Consider the following 20553-nt stretch of genomic DNA (forward strand, 5'->3'; position numbering starts at 1 on the left):
GTAATAAGTGTGAGCTTCTGAGTACAGCATATTTTAAATTGTAATCTTCCTGAAATACGATAAGTTATAATAAACCTTTTGCACAAGAGAGATGAGAAGGCTTATCTCATTCTCTTAGTTTGTGATGTAGCTAAAGCTGCGTATTACGCCTGCAAGGAGCGGCGTTAATATTAGGAATTTTGACGGATCCCCCTAACTCTGGTCCGTCACATACAATAAATAATAAAATGGAGAGAAATACATGGCTGGTGTTTTGGGAATGATCCTTGCTGGTGGAGAAGGTTCACGCCTACGTCCACTAACGGAATCTCGCAGTAAACCCTCGGTACCTTTTGGCGGTAGCTACCGTCTGATCGATTTTGCATTGAACAACTTCGTAAACGCAGATTTGATGCGAATTTACGTACTCACTCAGTTCAAATCGCAATCACTATTCCATCACCTTAAGAAAGGATGGAACATCAACGGCATTACAGACCGTTTCATTGACCCAATCCCTGCTCAAATGCGCACTGGTAAACGTTGGTACGAAGGTACAGCGGATGCCATCTACCAAAACCTGCGTTTTATGGAACTCTCTGAACCTGATCAGGTTTGTATTTTCGGCTCTGACCATATCTATAAAATGGATATCAAACAGATGCTGGATTTCCACAAAGAGAAAGAGGCATCGCTAACCGTTTCAGCATTGCGTATGCCACTCTCTGAAGCGTCTCAATTTGGTGTTATCGAGGTTGACGAACAAGGTCGAATGGTTGGTTTTGAAGAAAAACCTGCAAATCCTAAATCTATCCCTGGTGACCCAGAACATGCACTTGTTTCTATGGGTAACTACGTTTTTGAAGCACAGAACCTTTTTGCCGAACTGATTGAAGATGCAGATAATCCAGAGTCTTCTCACGACTTTGGTAAGGACATTATCCCTAAAATGTTCCCACGCGGTGACGTGTTTGTTTATGACTTCAGTACTAACCGCATTACTGGCGAAAAAGAAGAAGTGTACTGGCGTGATGTAGGTACGATTGACGCATACTGGCAAGCACATATGGATTTACTTGAGAAAGATGCGCCATTCTCACTCTACAACCGTAAATGGCCTTTACACACTTTCTACCCACCATTGCCACCAGCAACATTTACTGATTCCGACAATGGCCGAGTGCAGATTATCGATAGTTTAGTTTGTAATGGTAGCTATGTACGTGGCTCGCGTATTGAAAAATCAGTACTAGGTTTCCGCAGTAATATCGCATCAGCGTGTGATATCAGCGAAAGTATCCTTCTTGGTGACGTTAAAGTCGGAGAGGGCTGTGTGCTGCGTCGTGTTATCGTTGATAAGAATGCGGATATTGCACCAGGTACACAGATTGGTGTGAATTTAGCGGAAGACAAAAAACACTACCATGTTTCTGACGATGGTATCGTAGTAATCCCTAAAGGAGCTCGAATTGGCTACTAAGAATTTATCCATTCTCTTTGTAGCATCGGAAGTTGAAGGCTTAATCAAAAGTGGTGGCTTGGCTGATGTTGCCAAGGCACTGCCTGAAGCTCTTCATACTCTTCAGCAAGATGTTCGTATTACATTACCTGCGTATCAGAAAATCGCGGGCTTAGATCAAGCGACAACTCTTCTTGAAACCAAGCTCGAACATTGGCCTCATACCGAGTATGCGGTTAAGCAACTTGAAATTGCAGGTGTTCAGGTTTACGCGATCGATTGTGCTAAATATTACGATCGACCAGAAATGTACGCTGAAAACAACCAAGCTTACGCTGATAACGGCGAACGCTTTGCTTTTTTCAGTGCCGCTTGTCTCGACATGTTGCCTAAGCTTGGGTTTAAGCCTGATATCGTTCATGCCAATGACTGGCACACTGGCTTTGTACCGTATTTGCTCAAACACCGTTATGGCACCGATGAGTTCTTTAATGCTACGAAGAGCATTATCTCTATCCATAATGCGGTATTTAAAGGCGTATTTAGCTACGATGAGTTGCAGGTGCTTCCTGAAATGCATACCCGCTACGCCCCTGATGCTGCGGTCAGTGATACCCATGTCTCCATGTTGCGTGCAGGTGTGCTCAATGCAGATAAGATCAATGCGGTGAGTCCAACTTATGCGCAAGAGCTAAAAACAGAACTCGGTAGCCATGGTATGGCCGCAGAGTTCCAACGTCGCTCAGCAGACTTGGTCGGTATTTTAAATGGGTGTGATTACTCGTCCTGGAATCCACAAACGGATTCGTTCTTACCAGTCAATTACAAAGCAAATCGTCAAAGCATGGTTCGCGGTAAGAAGGCATGTAAGAAAGAGCTACAGCAGCGAGTTGGCTTAGGTAATGAGGATGTTGCGGTCTATGGCATGGTATGTCGTTTGACCAACCAAAAAGGTATCCACTACTTATTGCCGATTCTTTCTGATTTCCTTAAACACGATGTTCAGGTCGTTATTGTTGGTACGGGCGATCCAGTTCTAGCTTCACAACTAAAAGAAATTGAAGCAAAACATAGTGATAAGTTCGCGTTTGTTGAAGCGTACAGCAATGAGTTAGCTCACCTTGTAGAAGCAGGTTCTGATTTCTTCATTATGCCATCAGAATTTGAACCGTGTGGTCTAAATCAGATCTACAGCATGGCCTATGGTTCGTTGCCTATTGTCCGTGCTGTCGGTGGTTTACGTGACAGCGTCAATGACTACGATGTAGATCCTGACAATGCGACAGGTTTTGTTTTTGATGCACCAGAGCCTCATGCGTTACTGAACGTTTTACAGCGTTCACTGCTTCTATATGCACAGCAACCTAACGAAGTAAAACGCGTACAGCTTTATGCAATGGGGCAGAACTTCTGTTGGAATAAAGCAGCGGATGAATATCTAGAGCTTTATCACTCAGCACTCAACACGTAAATATATCAAAGGCGCTTAACAGCGCCTTTTTTGTGCGGAGTTACAGTTTTTTGCATAATGCTAAATAAGAAATGACACCTTCAGACTTCAATCCTTCTATGATTATGATACTCTCCTAACCAATTCGATTCTCAGAGAATTATCCATTTAATATGAGTGAGTCTTTACTGTTCCATAAAACCTTTGCGCACCCTACCAGTGATGAGTGGGTGGTGTTTGTGCATGGTGCCGGGGGCAGTTCTTCTATCTGGTTTAAACAGATTAAAGCCTACAAACAGCACTTTAATCTGTTGTTAATCGATCTCCGAGGTCATGGAAAGTCGAACCAGTTACTCAAAGAGATAATGGCGAATCGTTATACGTTCAAAGCAGTGACTGTTGATATTCTCAAAGTGCTGGATCATCTAAAAATCCGGTCAGCGCATTTTGTCGGTATGTCACTCGGTACGATTATTGTTCGTAATATTGCAGAGCTTTCAGCTGATCGCGTTAAGTCTATGGTGTTGGGTGGCGCTGTAACACGTTTAAACACGCGCTCTCAAGTGTTGGTGAGACTGGGCAACCTTTGTAAGCATATCGTCCCTTACATGTGGTTATACAGCCTATTTGCCTACATCGTGATGCCGCAACGTGCTCAAAAAGAATCCCGCCACTTATTCATTCGCGAAGCAAAGAAGCTGTGTCAGAAAGAATTCAAACGTTGGTTCATTTTGACAGCGGAAGTAAACCCGCTAATGCGCTACTTCAAAGATAGAGAATTGCCAATTCCGACACTCTATCTAATGGGGGATAGAGACTACATGTTTATCCAGCCTGTGAAGGAAATGGTCGCGGCGCATAGTGACAGCCAGCTACTTGAGATAGAAAACTGTGGTCATGTGTGCAACGTGGAGCGCCCAGAAGAGTTCAACCAACACTCTATTGCGTTTATAAAAGAGCAAATTGAAACAAGATAGCGAACGGCTTAAGGGGCGCTGTTCCCACATTGCCAACATGCGCCAAATTGCCCTTCATTCTGCTCACCACACTCTATACATTCCCAACCCTGACCTTCCTGAGTCGTTTGGTACTCTTGGATAAGTTGTGAGGCCTTTAAGTGGTCTTTATCGTTAAGTAGCCAGATGTATGGCTCACTATTTTCTCCAAATGGGACTTCCCCTTGAAGTCCAAAAATTCCTTCTCCTCGAACTTCACACTGCACTTGTTCCGTTTTTAGAAGCTCACAAACAATATGAGCTTCGGTTGGTGTGGCTGCTGAAAATATTTTCATTAAACACTTCCGTTTGATGCTGATGGCTCAGTTCTAAATTTTGCCATTACCCATTTCGCGATAACAGGGAACAGTCCAAGTAGGGCAAATGAGGCTAAAACAGTAGGGGAAACTATCCCTGATAGACTGTCGATCTGAGCAAGCTGAGTACCTGCATTAATGTAAACCGCAGTGCCTGGCAACATACCAAGTTGACTCACAAGGTAGTATCTAGCGGTTGAAATTGGGGTAAGTCCCATTAACAAGTTGATTAAGAAAAATGGGAACACTGGGATTAGGCGTAGTGAAAACAGGTAGAAAGCGCCATCCTTTTCAACACCTTTATTGATAGCAGATAACTTCTCTCCAAACTTACCTTGTACCCAATCACGTAGTAAAAATCGACTGCTTAAAAAGGCTAACGTAGCACCAATTGCACTGGCAAATGAAACGATAAGTAACCCGGTTGAAAAACCGAAAAGAGCTCCACCTAATAAAGTGACAACAGCGGCACCGGGTATAGAGAATGCAGTGATTGCCACATAGGCTAAGAAATAGGTAAGTGCTGCGACAATAAAGTTGTTTCTGATGTACTGTGCAAGTTCTGCTTGTTGTGCTTTAGCATTTTCTAACGTTAGGTACTGGCCAAAGTTCATTCCAAGGAAAACAATAAGTAAAACAAAGATAATGCCTAGTATGATTTTTTTATTCATGAGCTGCTCCATCAAGAATCATGGCCGATTAAACAAAGTGTTAATAGACTAGACAGGGAAAGCAAGCAGTAAATTTCAATAAAGACAAAAAAGTCAGCACAATGGCTGACTTTTTAAAATAGGAAATGAAATTGCGTTAGCGACTTAATTGGCTTAAGAGCTCTTCGCGACGGCTATGAGGAATTACAGACCAATGAGTACCATTGATTGCGCCTTCCAATGCCCAGAGCAACTCGACATTGACGTCTGAAGAGTGTGAAGATTGAATCGCTTTGAAGGCGTCCACTGCTCCAGTTGCTTCTAGGTTCTCAACGCTATCAATCCCTGCTTTCTTGAGCATTCGTTCAGTTGCGAGTCTCAAATTAGGCAGATCTTTTAGGCGGTTTGGTTTAGCTTTCGCTTGTTTTTTCTTTTCACTGTTTGCTGCCGAAAGTGCAGCCTGGGCAATCTCAAGAGTCTTTGAAGTATCGTCGAAGCAATCATCGCCTAAAGCGAAGTATTTTGTGACGACGGGAAAGCCACGTTTTTTATAAACGTAAGGTTCTAAACTGAGAGATTTAAATTGCGTTGCAAGTGCATCGTCTGCCCGAACGTGCAACTTATCATTGACGACTAATGCAAACATAGTGTCGTCGGCAAAAATACCGAAGCCACCAAACATTGAGCGAGACTTTATTAAGCCTAGGGGCTCAAACAGTCGCATTGAGTCTTTTAGTATTGGTTTATCCATGCTGTGTATTCTCGGTGTATATGTATACGCCACCAATTCAGGTCCGAGAGAGTAGCAAAATTATGCAGGCTTTTTGTCAATCAGGTGTCATACGAGTACAAGAATACTCAATATAACGTGTGCATATTTACCATCGGCAACCCCGCTACCAGACAAATCAATTGTTTAAGGCCGGAGGCTTTGCGTCCCATTCTTTCGAAATGGTTTGCCCTGTTCGTGGCATAATCGAACAATAATAAGGATAAATGGATTTTGGGCAGAACATCACGCCTGAATAGGATAAGTGTGATCTTGGTTCAATAAATAGAGCCTAACTTATACACTTAGCCAATAAGATTTGTTGGCTAAGTGTATGTCAAATAAGTTATTTCTTAATGTTTTGTACGGTATTTCTTTCAACGATTTCAGGGTGCATTTCAAAGATACGCTTTTCATGCTCTTTGTCTTTAATGCGCTCTAGTAGAATTTCGAAAGCGTTTTTACCTACACGACGTTTTGGTTGGTGAACTGTCGTCAGCGGTGGTGAGAAGTACTCTGCCAGTTCGATGTTGTCGTAGCCAATTACAGACATATCTTCTGGAATGCGAATACCTTTCTGCTGCAAGCGGCTCATTAAGCCAAGGGCCATCGTGTCGTTGAAGCAGAAAATTGCAGTTGGCTTTTTGTCCATAGCAACGATTTGATCTGCTGCAAGTACAGCGGTATCACACTCGAAGTTACCTTCTAGAATCCAATCTTCGTTAACTGGTAGGTTCGCTTCATTCATCGCACGCTTGAAGCCACGAATACGTTCCTGACATGCAGCTTTTTCAAAGTGACCACTTAGGCAGGCGACGTCTGTATGACCGCGTTCGATCAAGTATTTCGTCGCTAAGTAGCCGCCTTCTTCTGAGTTATCGATGATCTTGTCTGCTTGTGAGCTCTCTGGGCCCCAGTCCATAACTACTTTAGGGATGTCTTTGTGACGGTCGAGCATCTCACTTAACTCTTCTGTTAAGTCAGAACACATAACAAGAATGCCATCAACGCGCTTTTCAGCCAGCATGCGAATGTAGTCGCGCTGCTTCTCATAGATACCACCCGTGTTACACAAGATCAGCGTATAGCCTTGGCGGTAACAGTAGCTCTCTACACCATCTATGACTTCAGAGAAGAAAAGGTTCGTTGACTGAGTCACTAGCATACCAATCGTACGTGTCGTATTGCACTTCAGGCTACGTGCAACGGCACTAGGTGCGTAGTTCAGTTCAGTCACTGCTTCCATTACTTTTTCTTGCGTAGCTTCAGCAACAAAGCGAGTTTTATTAATTACATGTGACACAGTTGTCGTCGATACACCAGCAAGGCGAGCAACGTCTTTTATAGTGGCCATAAGGTTCTGTCCTGTCGATGACTGCCTTGAGTTAATATTCAGTTTAGAATATTTAGGCAGAAAGTATCAGAAACACAAAAACCGCTCTATTTAGCGGTTTGTATTTGATTCGTTTGTTTTTATCGTTTGCGGTCACAATATTAGACCGCAAAACACTTAAGAGCAAACAAAAAACGCTAGTGCAACCTGCGAGAGGTCACAATGTTTGTCTTTATTCGCCTAGCAGATAGCGGCAATCCAACTCTAAGAAAGCGACTGTCAATGTGCTAATAGCTGAGTAGAAACCAAACTCATCGAATTTCTGGCACTTGTTTGAGAACTGTGGCACCCAGCTCAACAGATGCTGCTGAATAAATGCTTCTTGAGCCTTGAATGCCTCTTCTAGTTGGCTTTCATCTTCCGATTTATTTGAACCCACGATTAAGTTACCCAAGAAATCGAGTTCAATTGCAATGTGATCGGCTGGTTCGTTGAGTTTTTTGTCTACCTCGACGCCATGCTCGGCCATTAATGCTTCCATCTCTTTGGCTGGAGTGTCATTCAGTAGACCCGATTTACCAATGTACATAGACGCGTATGGAAGTGCTGAGTCCTTATCGGATTTTAAGAAAAGGTCACAAAAGTCTGCAGCTAGCTCTAATTGAGCATCTTCACGATCCATTAGTCGGTTCAGCGCATCCGTAATACGGGTGATAGCAGGCTTTAGTTGTTCGTTCTCACCCAATCCAGTTAAGAAAGTACGAATCTCTGGTGATTGGTATTGTGCGATATTTTCTTCAGTTAGCTCAGTTGCGAAAAGGCTAGATAGCCACCAATAGATTTCTGCACGTTGTTCGTTAAATGTTTTGATTTCTTTCATTAGGTATTACTCCCCAAATAATTACCGATATTGTAACGAATAAAAATGAATAGCGGTAACGGCTTGTATGACAAGATAAATAGGAATGTTGGAAGATATTAATGCCTAGAAAAGTTTTGTCTTGAATCAATAAAAAATCATCTTTCTAGTTTTTAAAGTGATAAATACTAGAAATGTTACTATTTATGAATAGAATAATAGAAAGAGCAAATCCCAATGTAAATTAAGTGGTGTAGATGAGTTATCACGTACTAGTTGTAGAAGATGACGCAGTTACTCGCAGCAAGCTAGTTGGTTACTTTCAGAATGAAGGGTACGACGTAAGCGAAGCTGAAAGCGGCGAGCAAATGCGTGACATGCTACAAAGTAATGCGATTGATTTGGTGATGTTGGACATTAACCTGCCTGGTGAAGATGGTTTAATGCTAACTCGCGAACTTCGCAGTCAGTCAGACATTGGAATTATCCTGGTAACAGGACGCACGGATAGCATTGATAAAATTGTTGGCCTAGAAATGGGTGCAGACGATTATGTCACGAAACCTTTTGAACTGCGCGAGCTATTAGTTCGAGTAAAAAACTTGCTTTGGCGAATTTCAGCAGCACGTAATGTGTCTGGAAATACAGAGAGCGACAAATCAAACGAGAACATGGTTCGCTTCGGTGACTGGACGTTTGATGTTCAACGTCGAGCGTTAAGCCGCAACGGTGAACCAGTTAAGTTAACGAAAGCTGAATATGAGCTTCTGGTGGCGCTTTCTTCGTACCCGAACCAAGTGTTAAGCCGCGAACGTATTTTAAACATGATTAGCCACCGTGTAGATGCGCCTAACGATCGAACTATCGATGTATTGATTCGTCGTATGCGTGCAAAGATGGAGTTCGATCCGAAGAATCCGCAAATCTTTGTTACCGTGCATGGTGAAGGTTACATGTTCGCAGGGGATTAATGCATCTTCCTGCACAAAGAATAAAAAAATACCGAGGTTTTCCTCGGTATTTTTTTATCTATTAGATTTTACTTTCTGCTGACTCTAGGCTTTTCTCTTCATAATCTGACGCCCAGTCGCGTAATGATTGCCATATACGCCCCAACGTTTCATGCCAGTAGCGTTCTGTTTGTTCTAAGTACTTTCCTTTAGGTGTGTACTTTTCCCATGCTTGGGTAATATTGTCGTGTGCAAGATAATTGGTTGGCGCGGGGTAAGGCTCCATTCCTGCAGAGTGAAACTCGTTCAATGCACGCTTCATATGGCTTGCAGACGTGACAACCACAAGCTTTTTAGTGGTAACGAATGCAGCCGCTTGCCTTGCTTCTTCCCAAGTGTCTTTGGCTGTCTCAAGCAAAATAATGTCAGATTTTGACACGCCTAATGACAAGGCTACTTTTGCCATCATGCGAGCATTACTGACTTCAGAACCACCAGAATAACCAGACAAGATTAGCTTTGAACCCGGGTAGATACGCATAATGCGGATACCTTCGGCCAAGCGCATTAAACCTGTTCGGCTTAATTCTGAAGTAGGTGGGATTTTATCATCGACGACATGGCCACTTCCTAGCACCATGACATAGTCTATTGATTCATCTACCGGGAAAAATGCAGTGTATTGACGCTCAAGAGGCATCAATAATCGAGAAGAAACCGGTTGGAAGGCAATTAAGAAAATACCTATAAAAGAGAAGAGGACAACAAAACATCCTGTTTTCTGTTTACGCGTGAACATGATTAGCATAAGGCCAAACATACCAATGATTAACATCGCTGGCAGTGGCATTAGCAAAGAAGACACAACTTTTTTCAGCTCAAACATACCTAAATAGTCCGAAAAAACATCAATTGATTATATTTTAAGAGAAAGCCTCTTTATTCCTGCCTTTCTTGTGACAGAATAGCAGCACGATTAGACATAATAACTCATGCTGCTGTGACTGAAGACCGCAATTTCGACGATATTGCCCACAAATTTGCAAAAAATATTTACGGCTCTGACAAAGGTGAGATACGCCAAGTCATTGTTTGGGAAGATCTTCAACAGGTACTTCATACTGTTGATGGGGCAAATAAACAACTTAATGTGCTTGATGCTGGTGGCGGATTGGCACAAATGTCTCAAAAGCTTGCTAAGCTCGGACATCATGTAGCGTTATGTGATCTATCTTCTGAAATGCTGCAATTAGCAGAGCAGGATATTGCAAATAACGGCTTGCTTGAGCAGTATCGCTTCATTCATTCCCCTGTTCAATCAATTGAGAAACACCTTGATAAGAACGTTGATGTGGTGCTTTTTCATGCAGTAATGGAGTGGCTAGCTGACCCGAAGCCTGCATTGGAAAATGTACTTGAGCAGGTGAAACCGGGTGGGGTGGCATCAATTATGTTCTATAACCATCATGGATTGGTATATAAGAACGTAGTGTGTGGCAATATTCCTCACGTACTTGATGGAATGCCACATCGAAAACGATTTAAGTTGCAGCCGCAAAAGGGCTTAAAACCGGAAGAAGTCTATCAATGGGTAGAAGATGCTGGTTTCACGATTTGTGGCAAATCTGGTATTCGTTGTTTCAGTGACTACATAGGTAATATGGAGTACATGGGTGACTATGAATATGAAGATGTGCTAGCGCTAGAGAAACAACTTTGTAGACAAGAGCCATACCTCTCGTTAGGCCGATACATACATGTATGGGCACAAAAGAAAGATAAGCAGGACTAACAATGAGTGAGATGACTCTAAATGCTGCTGAGCAACCTATCGATGAATTGGTTGGCTGGGTTAAGCAGAATGATTTCTCATTGAACCTAACAACGGAACGCTTGGCGTTTTTAATCGCCATAGCCGTTCTAAGCAATGAAAGGTTTGATGAAGAACTAGGAGAGGGCGAACTCCACGATGCTTTCACCATCGTAACTCGATTATTCGAAGAAACGGGTGATGCATCGGCGTTTCGTGCCAACAATGCCATCAATGAAATGGTCAAGCAGCGACTAATTAGCCGCTTTACCAGTGAAGTTACAGAAGGTGCGAGCATTTACCGCTTGTCACCACTTGCGATTGGCATCACAGATTACTACGTGCGTCACCGTGAGTTTTCAAAGCTTAAACTTTCGATTCAGCTCTCTATGGTTGCTGATGAGATGGCAAAGGCGATTGAATCTGCTCGTCAAGGTGGAACACCGGGTCACTGGCGTAAAAATGTTTACGGCGTTCTAAAGTATTCCGTAGGTGAGATCTTCGACCAGATTGATCTGAACCAACGTGTGATGGATGAACAGCAGCAGTCAGTAAAGCTCCAAATTGCTGAGCTGTTGAATAAAGATTGGCGTGATGCGATCAATAACTGTGAATCGCTGCTATCTGAAACGTCCAATACGCTGAAAGAACTACAAGACACACTGCAAGCGGCAGGTGATGAACTTCAGACTCAGATTCTTGACATCCAAGAACTTGTCTATGGTGACGACGAACTAGAGTTCATTGCAGAAACCTTATTTGGTCTGCAAATGAAGCTCGATCGCATTACTAGCTGGGGTCAGCAAGCGATTGATCTTTGGATCGGTTACGATCGCCACGTACACAAGTTTATCCGAACAGCCATTGATATGGATAAGAACCGAGCGTTTAGCTCTCGCTTACGCCAATCAGTGAAAGATTACTTCGATATGCCTTGGTATCTGACATATGCAGATGCTGAGCGTCTAACAGACCTTCGTGATGAAGCTTTGGTACTCCGAGATGACGAAGTCACTGGCCAAGTACCATTAGAAGTGGAATATGAAGAGTTTCAACAGGTTAACGATGAGCTGTCAGAGCGTATTGGTAGCATGCTGAAAATTCATAAAGAGCAAGGCACACCAATCGACTTAGGCCTAGTGCTACGCGACTATCTTGCACAGCACCCACAGACCCATCATTTTGATTTAGCACGAATTGTTATCGACCAAGCGGTACGTCTAGGCTACTCAGAGTCTGACTATCAAGCGATCCAGCCAGATTGGCAAGCGATTAACGATTTTGGTGCAAAGGTACAAGCAAATGTCATCGACCGATATTAACGATTACATGTCAGATAAGCTGGCAAAAGCAATTTCTAACCCTCTGTTTCCAGCACTGGATAGCGTGCTGCGAGCAGGGCGTCATATCTCAAGCGAAGATCTCGATAACCACGCATTGCTGTCAGATTTCGAAATCGAGCTTTCTTCTTTTTACCAGCGCTACAACACTGAGCTAGTAAAAGCACCGGAAGGGTTCTTCTACTTGCGTCCGCGTTCAACTTCTTTGATTGGCCGCAGTGTGCTGTCAGAACTGGACATGCTGGTGGGTAAGGTACTTTGTTTCCTTTACTTAAGCCCAGAGCGTTTGGCTCATGAAGGTATCTTTACTAACCAAGAGTTGTATGAAGAACTGCTAGCTCTTGCGGATGAAAGCAAGCTAATGAAGCTAGTAACAAACCGTGCGACAGGCTCTGACCTAGATAAAGAAAAGTTATTTGAAAAAGTGCGTACGTCACTACGTCGTTTACGCCGTCTAGGCATGATCATCAACATTGGTGAAACAGGCAAATTCAGCATCAGTGAGTCAGTATTCCGATTTGGTGCGGATGTACGCGTTGGCGATGATATGCGTGAAGCTCAGCTACGTCTAATCCGTGATGGTGAAGCAGTAGTCCACACTAAAGAACCAAGCCAAGGCAGCTTACTAGAGCAATCAGCAAGCGAAGAAGAACAAGCCGAAGATATGATAGAAGAAGGTGAAGCATGATTGAACGAGGTAAATATCAATCGCTGACCATGGTCAATTGGAACGGCTTCTTTGCACGTACCTTTGATATTGATGGACTAGTAACCACGCTTTCTGGTGGTAATGGTGCAGGTAAGTCGACCACGATGGCGGCATTTATTACTGCATTGATCCCTGACCAAACACTACTGCATTTCCGCAACACAACCGAAGCAGGTAGTAGCCAGTCGTCTCGTGATAAAGGCCTTTACGGTAAGCTGCAAGCTGGTGCATGTTACGCCGCGCTTGATGTGGTTAACTCGCGTAATCAACGTCTATTGTTTGCTGTTAAGCTTCAGCAAGTTGCTGGTCGTGACAAAAAAGTCGATATCAAACCATTTGTTATTCAAGGCTTACCAAGTCACGTTAAACCAACCGATGTGTTGATTGAAAGCGTATCGGCAACTCAAGCGCGTGTTCGCCAGATCAATGAAGTGAAAGAAGCGATTGCTGAGTTTGAAGGTGTTCAGTTCAAAGCATTCTCATCGGTAGTGGAATACCACTCACAAATGTTTGAATTCGGTGTTATTCCGAAGAAACTGCGCAACTCTAGCGACCGTTCTAAATTCTACCGTCTGATTGAAGCATCACTTTACGGTGGTATTTCAAGTGCGATTACCCGTTCACTACGTGACTACCTATTGCCACAAAATGGCGGGGTTAAGAAAGCGTTTCAAGATATGGAATCAGCGCTGCGTGAAAACCGCATGACGCTAGAAGCGATCAAAACCACTCAAGCAGACCGTGATCTGTTCAAACACTTGATTACCGAGTCGACTAACTATGTGGCTGCGGACTACATGCGTCATGCTAACGATCGCCGTAACAAGCTAGATAAAACGTTATCACTGCGTTCAGAGCTATTTGGTTCTCGTGAAACGCTGCTAGAGCAAAATAACCTGCTTAACCGCGTACAAGAAGAGCTTGAGCTGTTAGTTGAGTCAGAGTCTTCATTAGAGCAAGACTACCAAGCTGCGTCGGACCACTTACAGCTTGTGCAAAATGCGCTGCGTCAGCAAGAGAAAATCGAACGCTACCAAGAAGATCTTGAAGAGCTGCAAGAGCGTCTTGAAGAGCAAATGATGGTAGTTGAAGAAGCGCAAGAGCGTGTTTTGATGGCTGAAGAGCAAGCAACTGTTTCTGAAGAGGAAGTGGATAGCTTAAAGACTCAGCTTGCTGACTATCAACAAGCACTTGATGTTCAGCAGACTCGCGCATTGCAATACCAGCAAGCGATGCAAGCGCTGGATAAAGCCAAGCAGCTACTGGGTAACGACGGTCTGACAGCAGAATCTGCGCAGGCCCTAGTGAATGAGTTGAAAGCGCAAGAAGCGCAAAGCACAACTGAGCTTCTGGCGACCAAACATAAGCTCGATATGTCTTCAGCGGCGGCTGAGCAGTTTGAAGCTGCACTTAAACTGGTTCGCTCGATTGTAGGTTCTGTTGAGCGCCAGGAAGCAGCGGCTAAAGCGAAAACAGCGATTCAACAAGGTCGTGATGCTCAGCAATTAGCGCAAAATGAGCAGCAATGGCGTGCGCAGCATCGTGATGTTGAGCGTCGTTTACATAAGCAGCGTCAAACACAAGAGTTGGTGGCTGAATACCAAAAGCAGCACAACACTGATTTAGTTGATGAGCTAGCGTTTGAACAAGAGCGTGAACGTCATGCGATGCAAATCGAATCCCTTGAGATGTCTCAAGAAGATCTTCGTGAGCAGCGCAGTGAACAGCGCCGAGTTGAGCAAGATGCCGCTTCTGAAATCAACAAGCTTGAAGCAATTGCTCCGACTTGGATTGCTGCGAACGATGCACTAGAAAGCTTACGTGAGCAAAGTGGTGCAGAGCTAGAAGATAGCCAGTCAGTCATGTCGCACATGCAAGTGGTGTTGGAAGACGAAAAGCAGCAATCACTGGCAAAAGATAAACTGGCAGAGCGTCGCGCACAGCTAGATACTGAAATTGAGCGCCTTGCGTCACCTGGCGGTTCAAATGACCCGCGCCTTAAAGGTTTAGCCGATACATTAGGTGGCGTACTGCTGTCTGAGATTTATGATGATATCACCATTGATGATGCGCCATATTTCAGCGCAATGTACGGCCCAGCGCGTCATGCGATTGTAGTTTCTGATCTATCGGGTATCGAAGAGAAGCTTGTTGAGCTGGATGATTGTCCAGAAGACTTGTACATCATCGAAGGCGATATCGACGCGTTTGATGACAGCTCTTTCGATGCAGAAGAGCTAGAAGGCGCAGTTTGTGTTCGTATGAACGATCGTCAGATGCGTTACTCTCGTCTACCAGAAATCCCTCTGTTTGGCCGTGCGGCACGTGAACAGCGTTTAGAGCTACTGCGTAACGAACGTGATGAAGTAGTCGAGCAACACGCGAAAGCGGCGTTTGATTCGCAGAAACTTCAGCGTCTATACCAAGCATTCAACAATTTTGTCGCGAAACACATTCAGGTCGCGTTCGAATCCGATCCAGAGCAAGCACTAATGAGTGTGCGTGAAAAACGCAATCAAGTAGTGCGTCTACTTGCGGACTTGGATGCAAAAGAGCAGCAGCAACGTAGCCAACTACAGGTGAGCAAACAAGCGCTGTCGGCACTGGATAAGATTGCGCCAAATATGGCGTTGATTGAAGATGATGCACTAGTCGTTCAATTTGAAGAGCTTGAGCAGAACATCGAAAAACTGACTGAAGCGAAAGCGTTTGTTGCTAACCATGGTAAGGCGCTAACAGAGCTTGAGAAGATTGTCTCAGCGTTGGATGCTGACCCAGAGCAATTCGATGTACTAGAGAGTGAATACCAAGCGGCTGACCAGAAGCTGCAAACGTTGAAGACACAGATCTTTGCACTGGCAGATCTAGTTGAACGTCGTCACTACTTTGCGTACTCAGATTCTGTTGACCTATTAAACCAGAGCAGCGAATTGAGTGAACAGCTTAAAGCTAAGCTGGTAGAAGCAGAAAAAGCGCGTACACGTACTCGTGACGAACTAAAACAAGCGCAAGGTCAGATGAACCAATACAACCAAGTATTGGCATCACTTAAGAGTTCGCATCAAGCGAAACTTGAGACCTTGCAAGAGTTCAAGCAAGAGCTACAAGAATACGGTGTAACAGCAGATGAAGGCGCAGCAGAGCGTGCACAACGTCGTCGTGACGAATTGCAAGAGCGTCTACACACGTCTCGTTCACGTAAGAGTGAATACGAGCGTACCATCACCTCAACTGAGCTGGAAATGAAGTCGCTGGCGAAGCGCCTGAAGAAAGTTCAGAAAGAGTATGTTGAGCTGCGCACCTTTGTGGTTGCAGCGAAAGCAGGCTGGTGTAGCGTACTGCGCCTAGCGCGTGAAAACGATGTTGAGCGTCGTCTGCACAAACGTGAATTGGCTTACATGTCAGCGGATGAGCTGCGTTCAATGTCAGATAAATCGTTGGGTGCACTGCGTCTAGCAGTGGCGGATAACGAAGACTTACGTGATGCGTTGCGTCTATCTGAAGATAACGCCCGTCCTGAGCGTAAAGTACTGTTCTACATTGCCGTTTACCAGCATCTACGTGAGCGTATTCGCCAAGATATCATTCGCACTGATGATCCAGTTGAAGCGATTGAAGAGATGGAAGTGGAGCTTGCACGTTTAACAGAAGAGCTAACGCAGCGTGAAAACCGCTTAGCAATCAGCTCTGAGTCAGTGGCGAGCATCATCAAGAAGACGATTCAGCGTGAGCAAAACCGTATTCGTATGCTAAACCAAGGCCTATCAAACATCTCGTTTGGTCAGGTTAAGGGTGTGCGTCTAAACGTGAAGATCCGTGAAAGCCACGAAGTACTGCTTAACGGCCTTTCAACGCAACAAGAGCAGCACAAAGATCTGTTCGAATCATCACGCTTTACCTTCTCTGAAGCGATGGCGAAGTTGTTCCAGCGTGTGAACCCACATATCGATATGGGGCAACGCTCACCGCAGGTTCTGGGTGAAGAGCTACTAGACTACCGTAACTACTTAGAGCTAAGTGTGGAAGTTAACCGTGGCTCTGATGGTTGGCTACAAGCTGAATCTGGTGCGCTATCAACAGGTGAGGCGATCGGTACTGGTCAGTCAATCCTACTTATGGTTGTTCAAAGCTGGGAAGAAGAGTCCCGTCGCTTACGTAGCAAAGATATTGTGCCTTGTCGCCTATTGTTCCTTGATGAGGCCGCACGTCTGGATGCGAAGTCTATCTCGACACTATTCGAGCTTTGTGACCGTTTGGATATGCAACTTCTGATCGCTGCACCGGAAAACATCAGCCCTGAGAAAGGTACGACCTATAAATTGGTCCGTAAGGTGTTTAAAGATCACGAGCATGTACACGTCGTTGGCTTACGCGGATTCGGTCAAGAGCAAAAACCAAAGAGTGAAGCACAAGAGCTAGTCGACGCGCTCTAAAAGCTAAACCAACCCTAATGTATTAAGCCTGATCCAATGATCAGGCTTTTTTTCGTCATGAGAAAGGTGGTATCCACCTAGTTTTAACATCGCATTAACTGCCGAAGCTAAAGCCAATATATCGTAATAGTGACAAATTTCTCATTTTTCCCTCAAAGTCACTTTTTTATCCAAAATCTACAGATTCATCGAACGATAGTCTTTTTTTTGTTTATACGGGGTGCTATGCTCATTGATCGTTACAGTATGTTGTGTGTTAAATTTATGTATGTAAAAATCCGCTTCTTAGCATTTTGCTTATTGTCGTTCAGCCTTTTTGGAACGACGTTCTACATGTACAAGCAACTTGGGGAGCACGTGACGGAAGACTTAACTGATATCAAAGAAGTTGTCTTCCCTGCGACTCAAAAGAGTATCGAGATTGGTAGTTTGCTTGCCCAGTATGATCAGCAAATGAACCTTGCAGTAATGCTCGCTGAAGAAGAAAACTATGATAACGCACAGAGTCTTTATCGCGAATTAGAAGCTGGCTTTTCAGCACTAAGAACTATCGTTGATAGAGGAGAGAAGCAGAAAATCAAAGCACTGCAAGAAGAGGTGAATCGTTTTCACCAGAATACATCGAATATTGTTACGCAGTTTATTGAAGGGCCTGATGACTTTACTGAGCTAGGGCGTCAAGCAGCGCAAAATGCCAACCATTATCTAGCGTTGGTGCAAAAGGTTGAAGATTTAGTTCAAGGATACGAAAACCGTCTAGAAAGTATCGCAACAGATACTAATCAATTCATCCATGAAGAAAACCGTAGCTTTGTGATGGTCAGCGTGATCGGCGCAATAGCACTAATGATGTTCGCATTTTATTCCGCATATACAGGCAATCGTCTACAGAGAGAAATTTCTGCAGTTGCACACTCACTTGAAAACTTTGCGTCAGGCGAAGGGGATCTTAGCTCACGTTTAGATTTTGCAGGCAAAGGTGAAGTGGAAGAGCTAGTGACTAATTTCAACCGATTTGTTGAACAGCTAGAAGGTAACATTTCAGTAACTCGAGATGAAGTTGCACACCTTGTAACAATCAGTGAGCGTTTGATGACCTTTAGCCAAGATAGCCGCGAGTTAACCCAAAGTCAGCAACAGGCAATCTGTGAAACCTTGAGTAATGTGTCAGAGCTACTTGCCGGAGTAAATACCATTTCAAACAGTGCTGATGACGCATCTCAAGAAGCAAACGGTGCGAACCAGAGTGTCGCTTGTGGCCATGCCACGGTTGTTGAATCGGTCGCTTCATTTGAAGCACTAGCGGCAGATGTGGAAAGTACAGCGCAAGTTGTGGCTCAGCTTGTTGAGTACTCGGCCAAAGTCGGCGGGGCAGTCAATACCATTGGCGAAATTGCGGAGCAAACCAACTTACTTGCACTCAATGCTGCCATTGAAGCTGCTCGTGCTGGGGAGCAAGGTCGAGGGTTTGCAGTCGTTGCCGACGAGGTCCGTCAATTAGCGTCACGGACCCAAGAGTCGACATCAGCCATTCGTGAAATGTTGACTGAGCTACAAAGCGTTTCGGACCAAGCTTCAAGCTCAATGAACAACGGGGTTGTGAAAGCGAAAAATGGTGCTGAACAGTCCAAACAAGTACTCGATGCGTTGAGCTCAGTGTCCGATAAAGTTCAGCTAATGAATGATTTAAACCGAAACATTGCAGCAGCTGCAGACCAACAACGAGTCAACTCAGATTATGTTGAAAGTAAGCTGTCGAGTGTAGAAAACCAATCCCATCGAGCGACAAAGAGCGCTGATGATCTGTTCGTGTTATCGAACGAAGTAGAAGACATTACTAGAAAACTGCATAGCGTCATTAAGCAGTTCAAAATCAGTAACAATTAAAAATGGATGTTATATGAAAAGGAATATTATAGCAGCGGGTATTGCTACCGCATTATTCAGCCAAGCAGTGCTTGCTGACGGGGATAAAATTGCGCAACTGGAACAGCAGGTTATTCAGCTTTCTGAGCTTGTTGCGTCACAAAGTGAGACTGACAAAATTCGAGTTAATGGATTTGGGTCGGTGAGCTATGCGGGTGCAGACAACGATGCTGGTTTCGCTGGTGTAGAAAAGTCGGGAGATTTTAAATCAGACTCTTTGTTTGGTTTACAAGGCACTTTCCAAGCTAGTGATAACTTAGAAGCAACCATACAGGTGGTTGCTCGCGGTGAAGAAAACTGGGACCCAGACGTAACTTGGGCATTCTTAGGTTACACCTTTGACAACGACGTAACAGTCCGTGGTGGTCTACTGCGCCTACCTCTATTCATGTTGTCTGAGTATTTGGAAGTAGGTTACGCGCAGCCTTGGGCTCGTAGTCCAGAAGAAGTTTACGGTCGTGTGCCAATTACCTCATTCACTGGTGTGGATGCAAACTATGAGTTTGAACTGGAAGACTCATATTTGGGCGTACAGCTATTTACTGGCTCAGAAGAGATGACTGGGCAAAGTGAGTTGGGTGGTTCTGGTAGCGTTGAAGACATTTGGGGTGCTGTGGCGACTTGGTCTGACGATTATTGGACAGTACGTGGTAGCTACACTATTGCTAAAGTAGAGGATGTTACCTTCCCAGCAACTAGTCCACTTCAGGATATTGACTCAGAGTCAGGTAGTTACTCGAGCTTTGGGGTTCGCTATGAAGACGGCGATTGGCTATTAATGGGAGAAGCAACACGGACGATTGTTGACGGTTACTTTGCTGATACCCAAGCTGGTTATATTACAGCAGGTTACAACATTGCGAGTGTGATGCCTTACATTTCACTAGCGCGAGTTGAAACTATTGATGATGAAGATCGCAACGTAATTGAAACTCTTGCGCTGTCCTATCAACGTACTTCATACAGTCTAGGCGCTCGCTGGGATATCCAGCCTGGTTTAGCATTAAAGGGTGATGTCACATACGCGAATAAGTTTGATGGTTCAAATGGTGGCCTTAGCACCAACAGCTATATCCCTGCACAAGGCAAATTTAGCTACGATGACAGCCTTATCTACACCGTTAAACTTGATGCAACGTTTTAGGAGAGCGCAGATGAAAGGAATGATCACAACTGCACTAGGTTTATTGATTTCGTTTAACGCAGCAGCTGGGCTTGTCGTTATTGGCTCCCCATCGTTACCTGATGGCTTAACTGCGTCTGATGCTAAGAAAGCTTACTTAGGGAAAAAAACGAAATACAACGGTGGTAATCTTGCGGTGCTAGAGTTAACGGATAGCAACGCTGAAAAAGCAGAGTTTCACCAATCTGTGACTAAAAAGTCGCTCGCTCAACTAGAGTCGTATTGGTCGAAGAAGCTATTCACAGGCAAAGGGACGCCACCTCCTGCTTCAGATACACCAGCTCAACTTAAGGCGCGAATTGCTAGCAGTTCAAACACGATAGGTTACATTGACGAAAGTCTGGTAGACAGCAGTGTAAAGGTGCTACTAAAACTGTAATCGTGTATAAAA

The 20553-nt window shown here is 44.3% G+C and carries 17 protein-coding genes and 1 riboswitch; of the genes, 11 read left to right on the forward strand and 6 right to left on the reverse strand.

Features of this window, described 5'->3' with window-relative positions; translation table 11 throughout:
* Positions 1-241: 241 nt before the first annotated feature.
* From glgC to AAFX28_RS13580, 3 genes are all read left to right on the forward strand, one after another.
* Positions 242-1459 carry a glucose-1-phosphate adenylyltransferase gene (gene glgC, locus AAFX28_RS13570; protein ID WP_408688395.1) on the forward strand — a complete coding sequence of 406 codons (1218 nt, stop codon included), beginning with the start codon at positions 242-244 and terminating at the stop codon, positions 1457-1459.
* Positions 1449-2909, forward strand: a complete 1461-nt coding sequence (gene glgA, locus AAFX28_RS13575; RefSeq protein ID WP_408688397.1) for a glycogen synthase GlgA — start codon at positions 1449-1451, stop codon at positions 2907-2909. Before glgC ends, glgA begins: the two co-directional genes overlap by 11 nt.
* Positions 2910-3061: 152 nt before the next feature.
* A complete protein-coding gene (locus AAFX28_RS13580) occupies positions 3062-3865 on the forward strand; it encodes an alpha/beta fold hydrolase (protein WP_408688398.1) in 804 nt (267 codons plus the stop codon).
* An 8-nt stretch (positions 3866-3873) separates the two neighbouring features.
* Here the strand turns inward: AAFX28_RS13580 and AAFX28_RS13585 are convergent, their stop codons facing one another.
* From AAFX28_RS13585 to torD, 5 genes are all read right to left on the reverse strand, one after another.
* Positions 3874-4179: a putative signal transducing protein gene (locus AAFX28_RS13585; protein WP_408688399.1), complete on the reverse strand. Its 306-nt coding sequence runs from the start codon at positions 4177-4179 to the stop codon at positions 3874-3876.
* Positions 4179-4871 carry a TVP38/TMEM64 family protein gene (locus tag AAFX28_RS13590; protein WP_408688401.1) on the reverse strand — a complete coding sequence of 231 codons (693 nt, stop codon included), beginning with the start codon at positions 4869-4871 and terminating at the stop codon, positions 4179-4181. The genes AAFX28_RS13585 and AAFX28_RS13590 overlap by 1 nt, the downstream gene beginning before the upstream one ends.
* 136 nt (positions 4872-5007) lie before the next feature.
* The gene (locus tag AAFX28_RS13595) at positions 5008-5601 is read right to left on the reverse strand and encodes a TfoX/Sxy family DNA transformation protein (RefSeq protein WP_408688402.1); all 594 of its coding nucleotides are present in this window, start codon (positions 5599-5601) and stop codon (positions 5008-5010) included.
* A 132-nt stretch (positions 5602-5733) separates the two neighbouring features.
* A riboswitch (cyclic di-GMP riboswitch) is annotated at positions 5734-5821 on the reverse strand.
* Positions 5822-5965: 144 nt separating this feature from the next.
* Positions 5966-6973, reverse strand: coding sequence for an HTH-type transcriptional repressor PurR (gene purR / locus AAFX28_RS13600; protein WP_408688404.1), 1008 nt, complete (start codon positions 6971-6973; stop codon positions 5966-5968).
* A 211-nt stretch (positions 6974-7184) separates the two neighbouring features.
* Complete coding sequence (gene torD, locus AAFX28_RS13605) at positions 7185-7832, reverse strand: molecular chaperone TorD (RefSeq protein WP_408688406.1); 648 nt, start codon at positions 7830-7832, stop codon at positions 7185-7187.
* Between the two features lie 236 nt (positions 7833-8068).
* Between torD and torR the strand changes: the two genes are divergently transcribed.
* Complete coding sequence (gene torR / locus AAFX28_RS13610) at positions 8069-8782, forward strand: two-component system response regulator TorR (RefSeq protein ID WP_408688407.1); 714 nt, start codon at positions 8069-8071, stop codon at positions 8780-8782.
* Between the two features lie 61 nt (positions 8783-8843).
* Here the strand turns inward: torR and elyC are convergent, their stop codons facing one another.
* Entirely contained in the window at positions 8844-9647 is an 804-nt protein-coding gene (elyC, locus tag AAFX28_RS13615) for an envelope biogenesis factor ElyC (RefSeq protein ID WP_408688408.1), read from the reverse strand.
* A gap of 114 nt (positions 9648-9761) precedes the next feature.
* On the opposite strand from elyC, the gene cmoM reads away from it, so the two are divergent.
* From cmoM to AAFX28_RS13650, 7 genes are all read left to right on the forward strand, one after another.
* The gene (cmoM, locus tag AAFX28_RS13620; protein WP_408688409.1) at positions 9762-10553 is read left to right on the forward strand and encodes a tRNA uridine 5-oxyacetic acid(34) methyltransferase CmoM; all 792 of its coding nucleotides are present in this window, start codon (positions 9762-9764) and stop codon (positions 10551-10553) included.
* Positions 10554-10555: 2 nt separating this feature from the next.
* A complete protein-coding gene (mukF, locus tag AAFX28_RS13625) occupies positions 10556-11893 on the forward strand; it encodes a chromosome partition protein MukF (RefSeq protein WP_408688410.1) in 1338 nt (445 codons plus the stop codon).
* Positions 11874-12599 carry a chromosome partition protein MukE gene (gene mukE / locus AAFX28_RS13630; protein WP_408688411.1) on the forward strand — a complete coding sequence of 242 codons (726 nt, stop codon included), beginning with the start codon at positions 11874-11876 and terminating at the stop codon, positions 12597-12599. The genes mukF and mukE overlap by 20 nt, the downstream gene beginning before the upstream one ends.
* Entirely contained in the window at positions 12596-17053 is a 4458-nt protein-coding gene (mukB, locus tag AAFX28_RS13635; RefSeq protein WP_408688413.1) for a chromosome partition protein MukB, read from the forward strand. Before mukE ends, mukB begins: the two co-directional genes overlap by 4 nt.
* A gap of 333 nt (positions 17054-17386) precedes the next feature.
* A complete protein-coding gene (locus AAFX28_RS13640; RefSeq protein ID WP_408688415.1) occupies positions 17387-18940 on the forward strand; it encodes a methyl-accepting chemotaxis protein in 1554 nt (517 codons plus the stop codon).
* A gap of 13 nt (positions 18941-18953) precedes the next feature.
* The gene (locus tag AAFX28_RS13645) at positions 18954-20123 is read left to right on the forward strand and encodes a hypothetical protein (RefSeq protein WP_408688416.1); all 1170 of its coding nucleotides are present in this window, start codon (positions 18954-18956) and stop codon (positions 20121-20123) included.
* A gap of 10 nt (positions 20124-20133) precedes the next feature.
* Positions 20134-20541 carry a phosphate ABC transporter substrate-binding protein gene (locus AAFX28_RS13650; RefSeq protein WP_408688418.1) on the forward strand — a complete coding sequence of 136 codons (408 nt, stop codon included), beginning with the start codon at positions 20134-20136 and terminating at the stop codon, positions 20539-20541.
* Positions 20542-20553: the final 12 nt, after the last annotated feature.

Origin of the sequence: Vibrio sp. TBV020, from assembly GCF_046056895.1 — a bacterium.
Classification (GTDB): Bacteria; Pseudomonadota; Gammaproteobacteria; order Enterobacterales; family Vibrionaceae; genus Vibrio.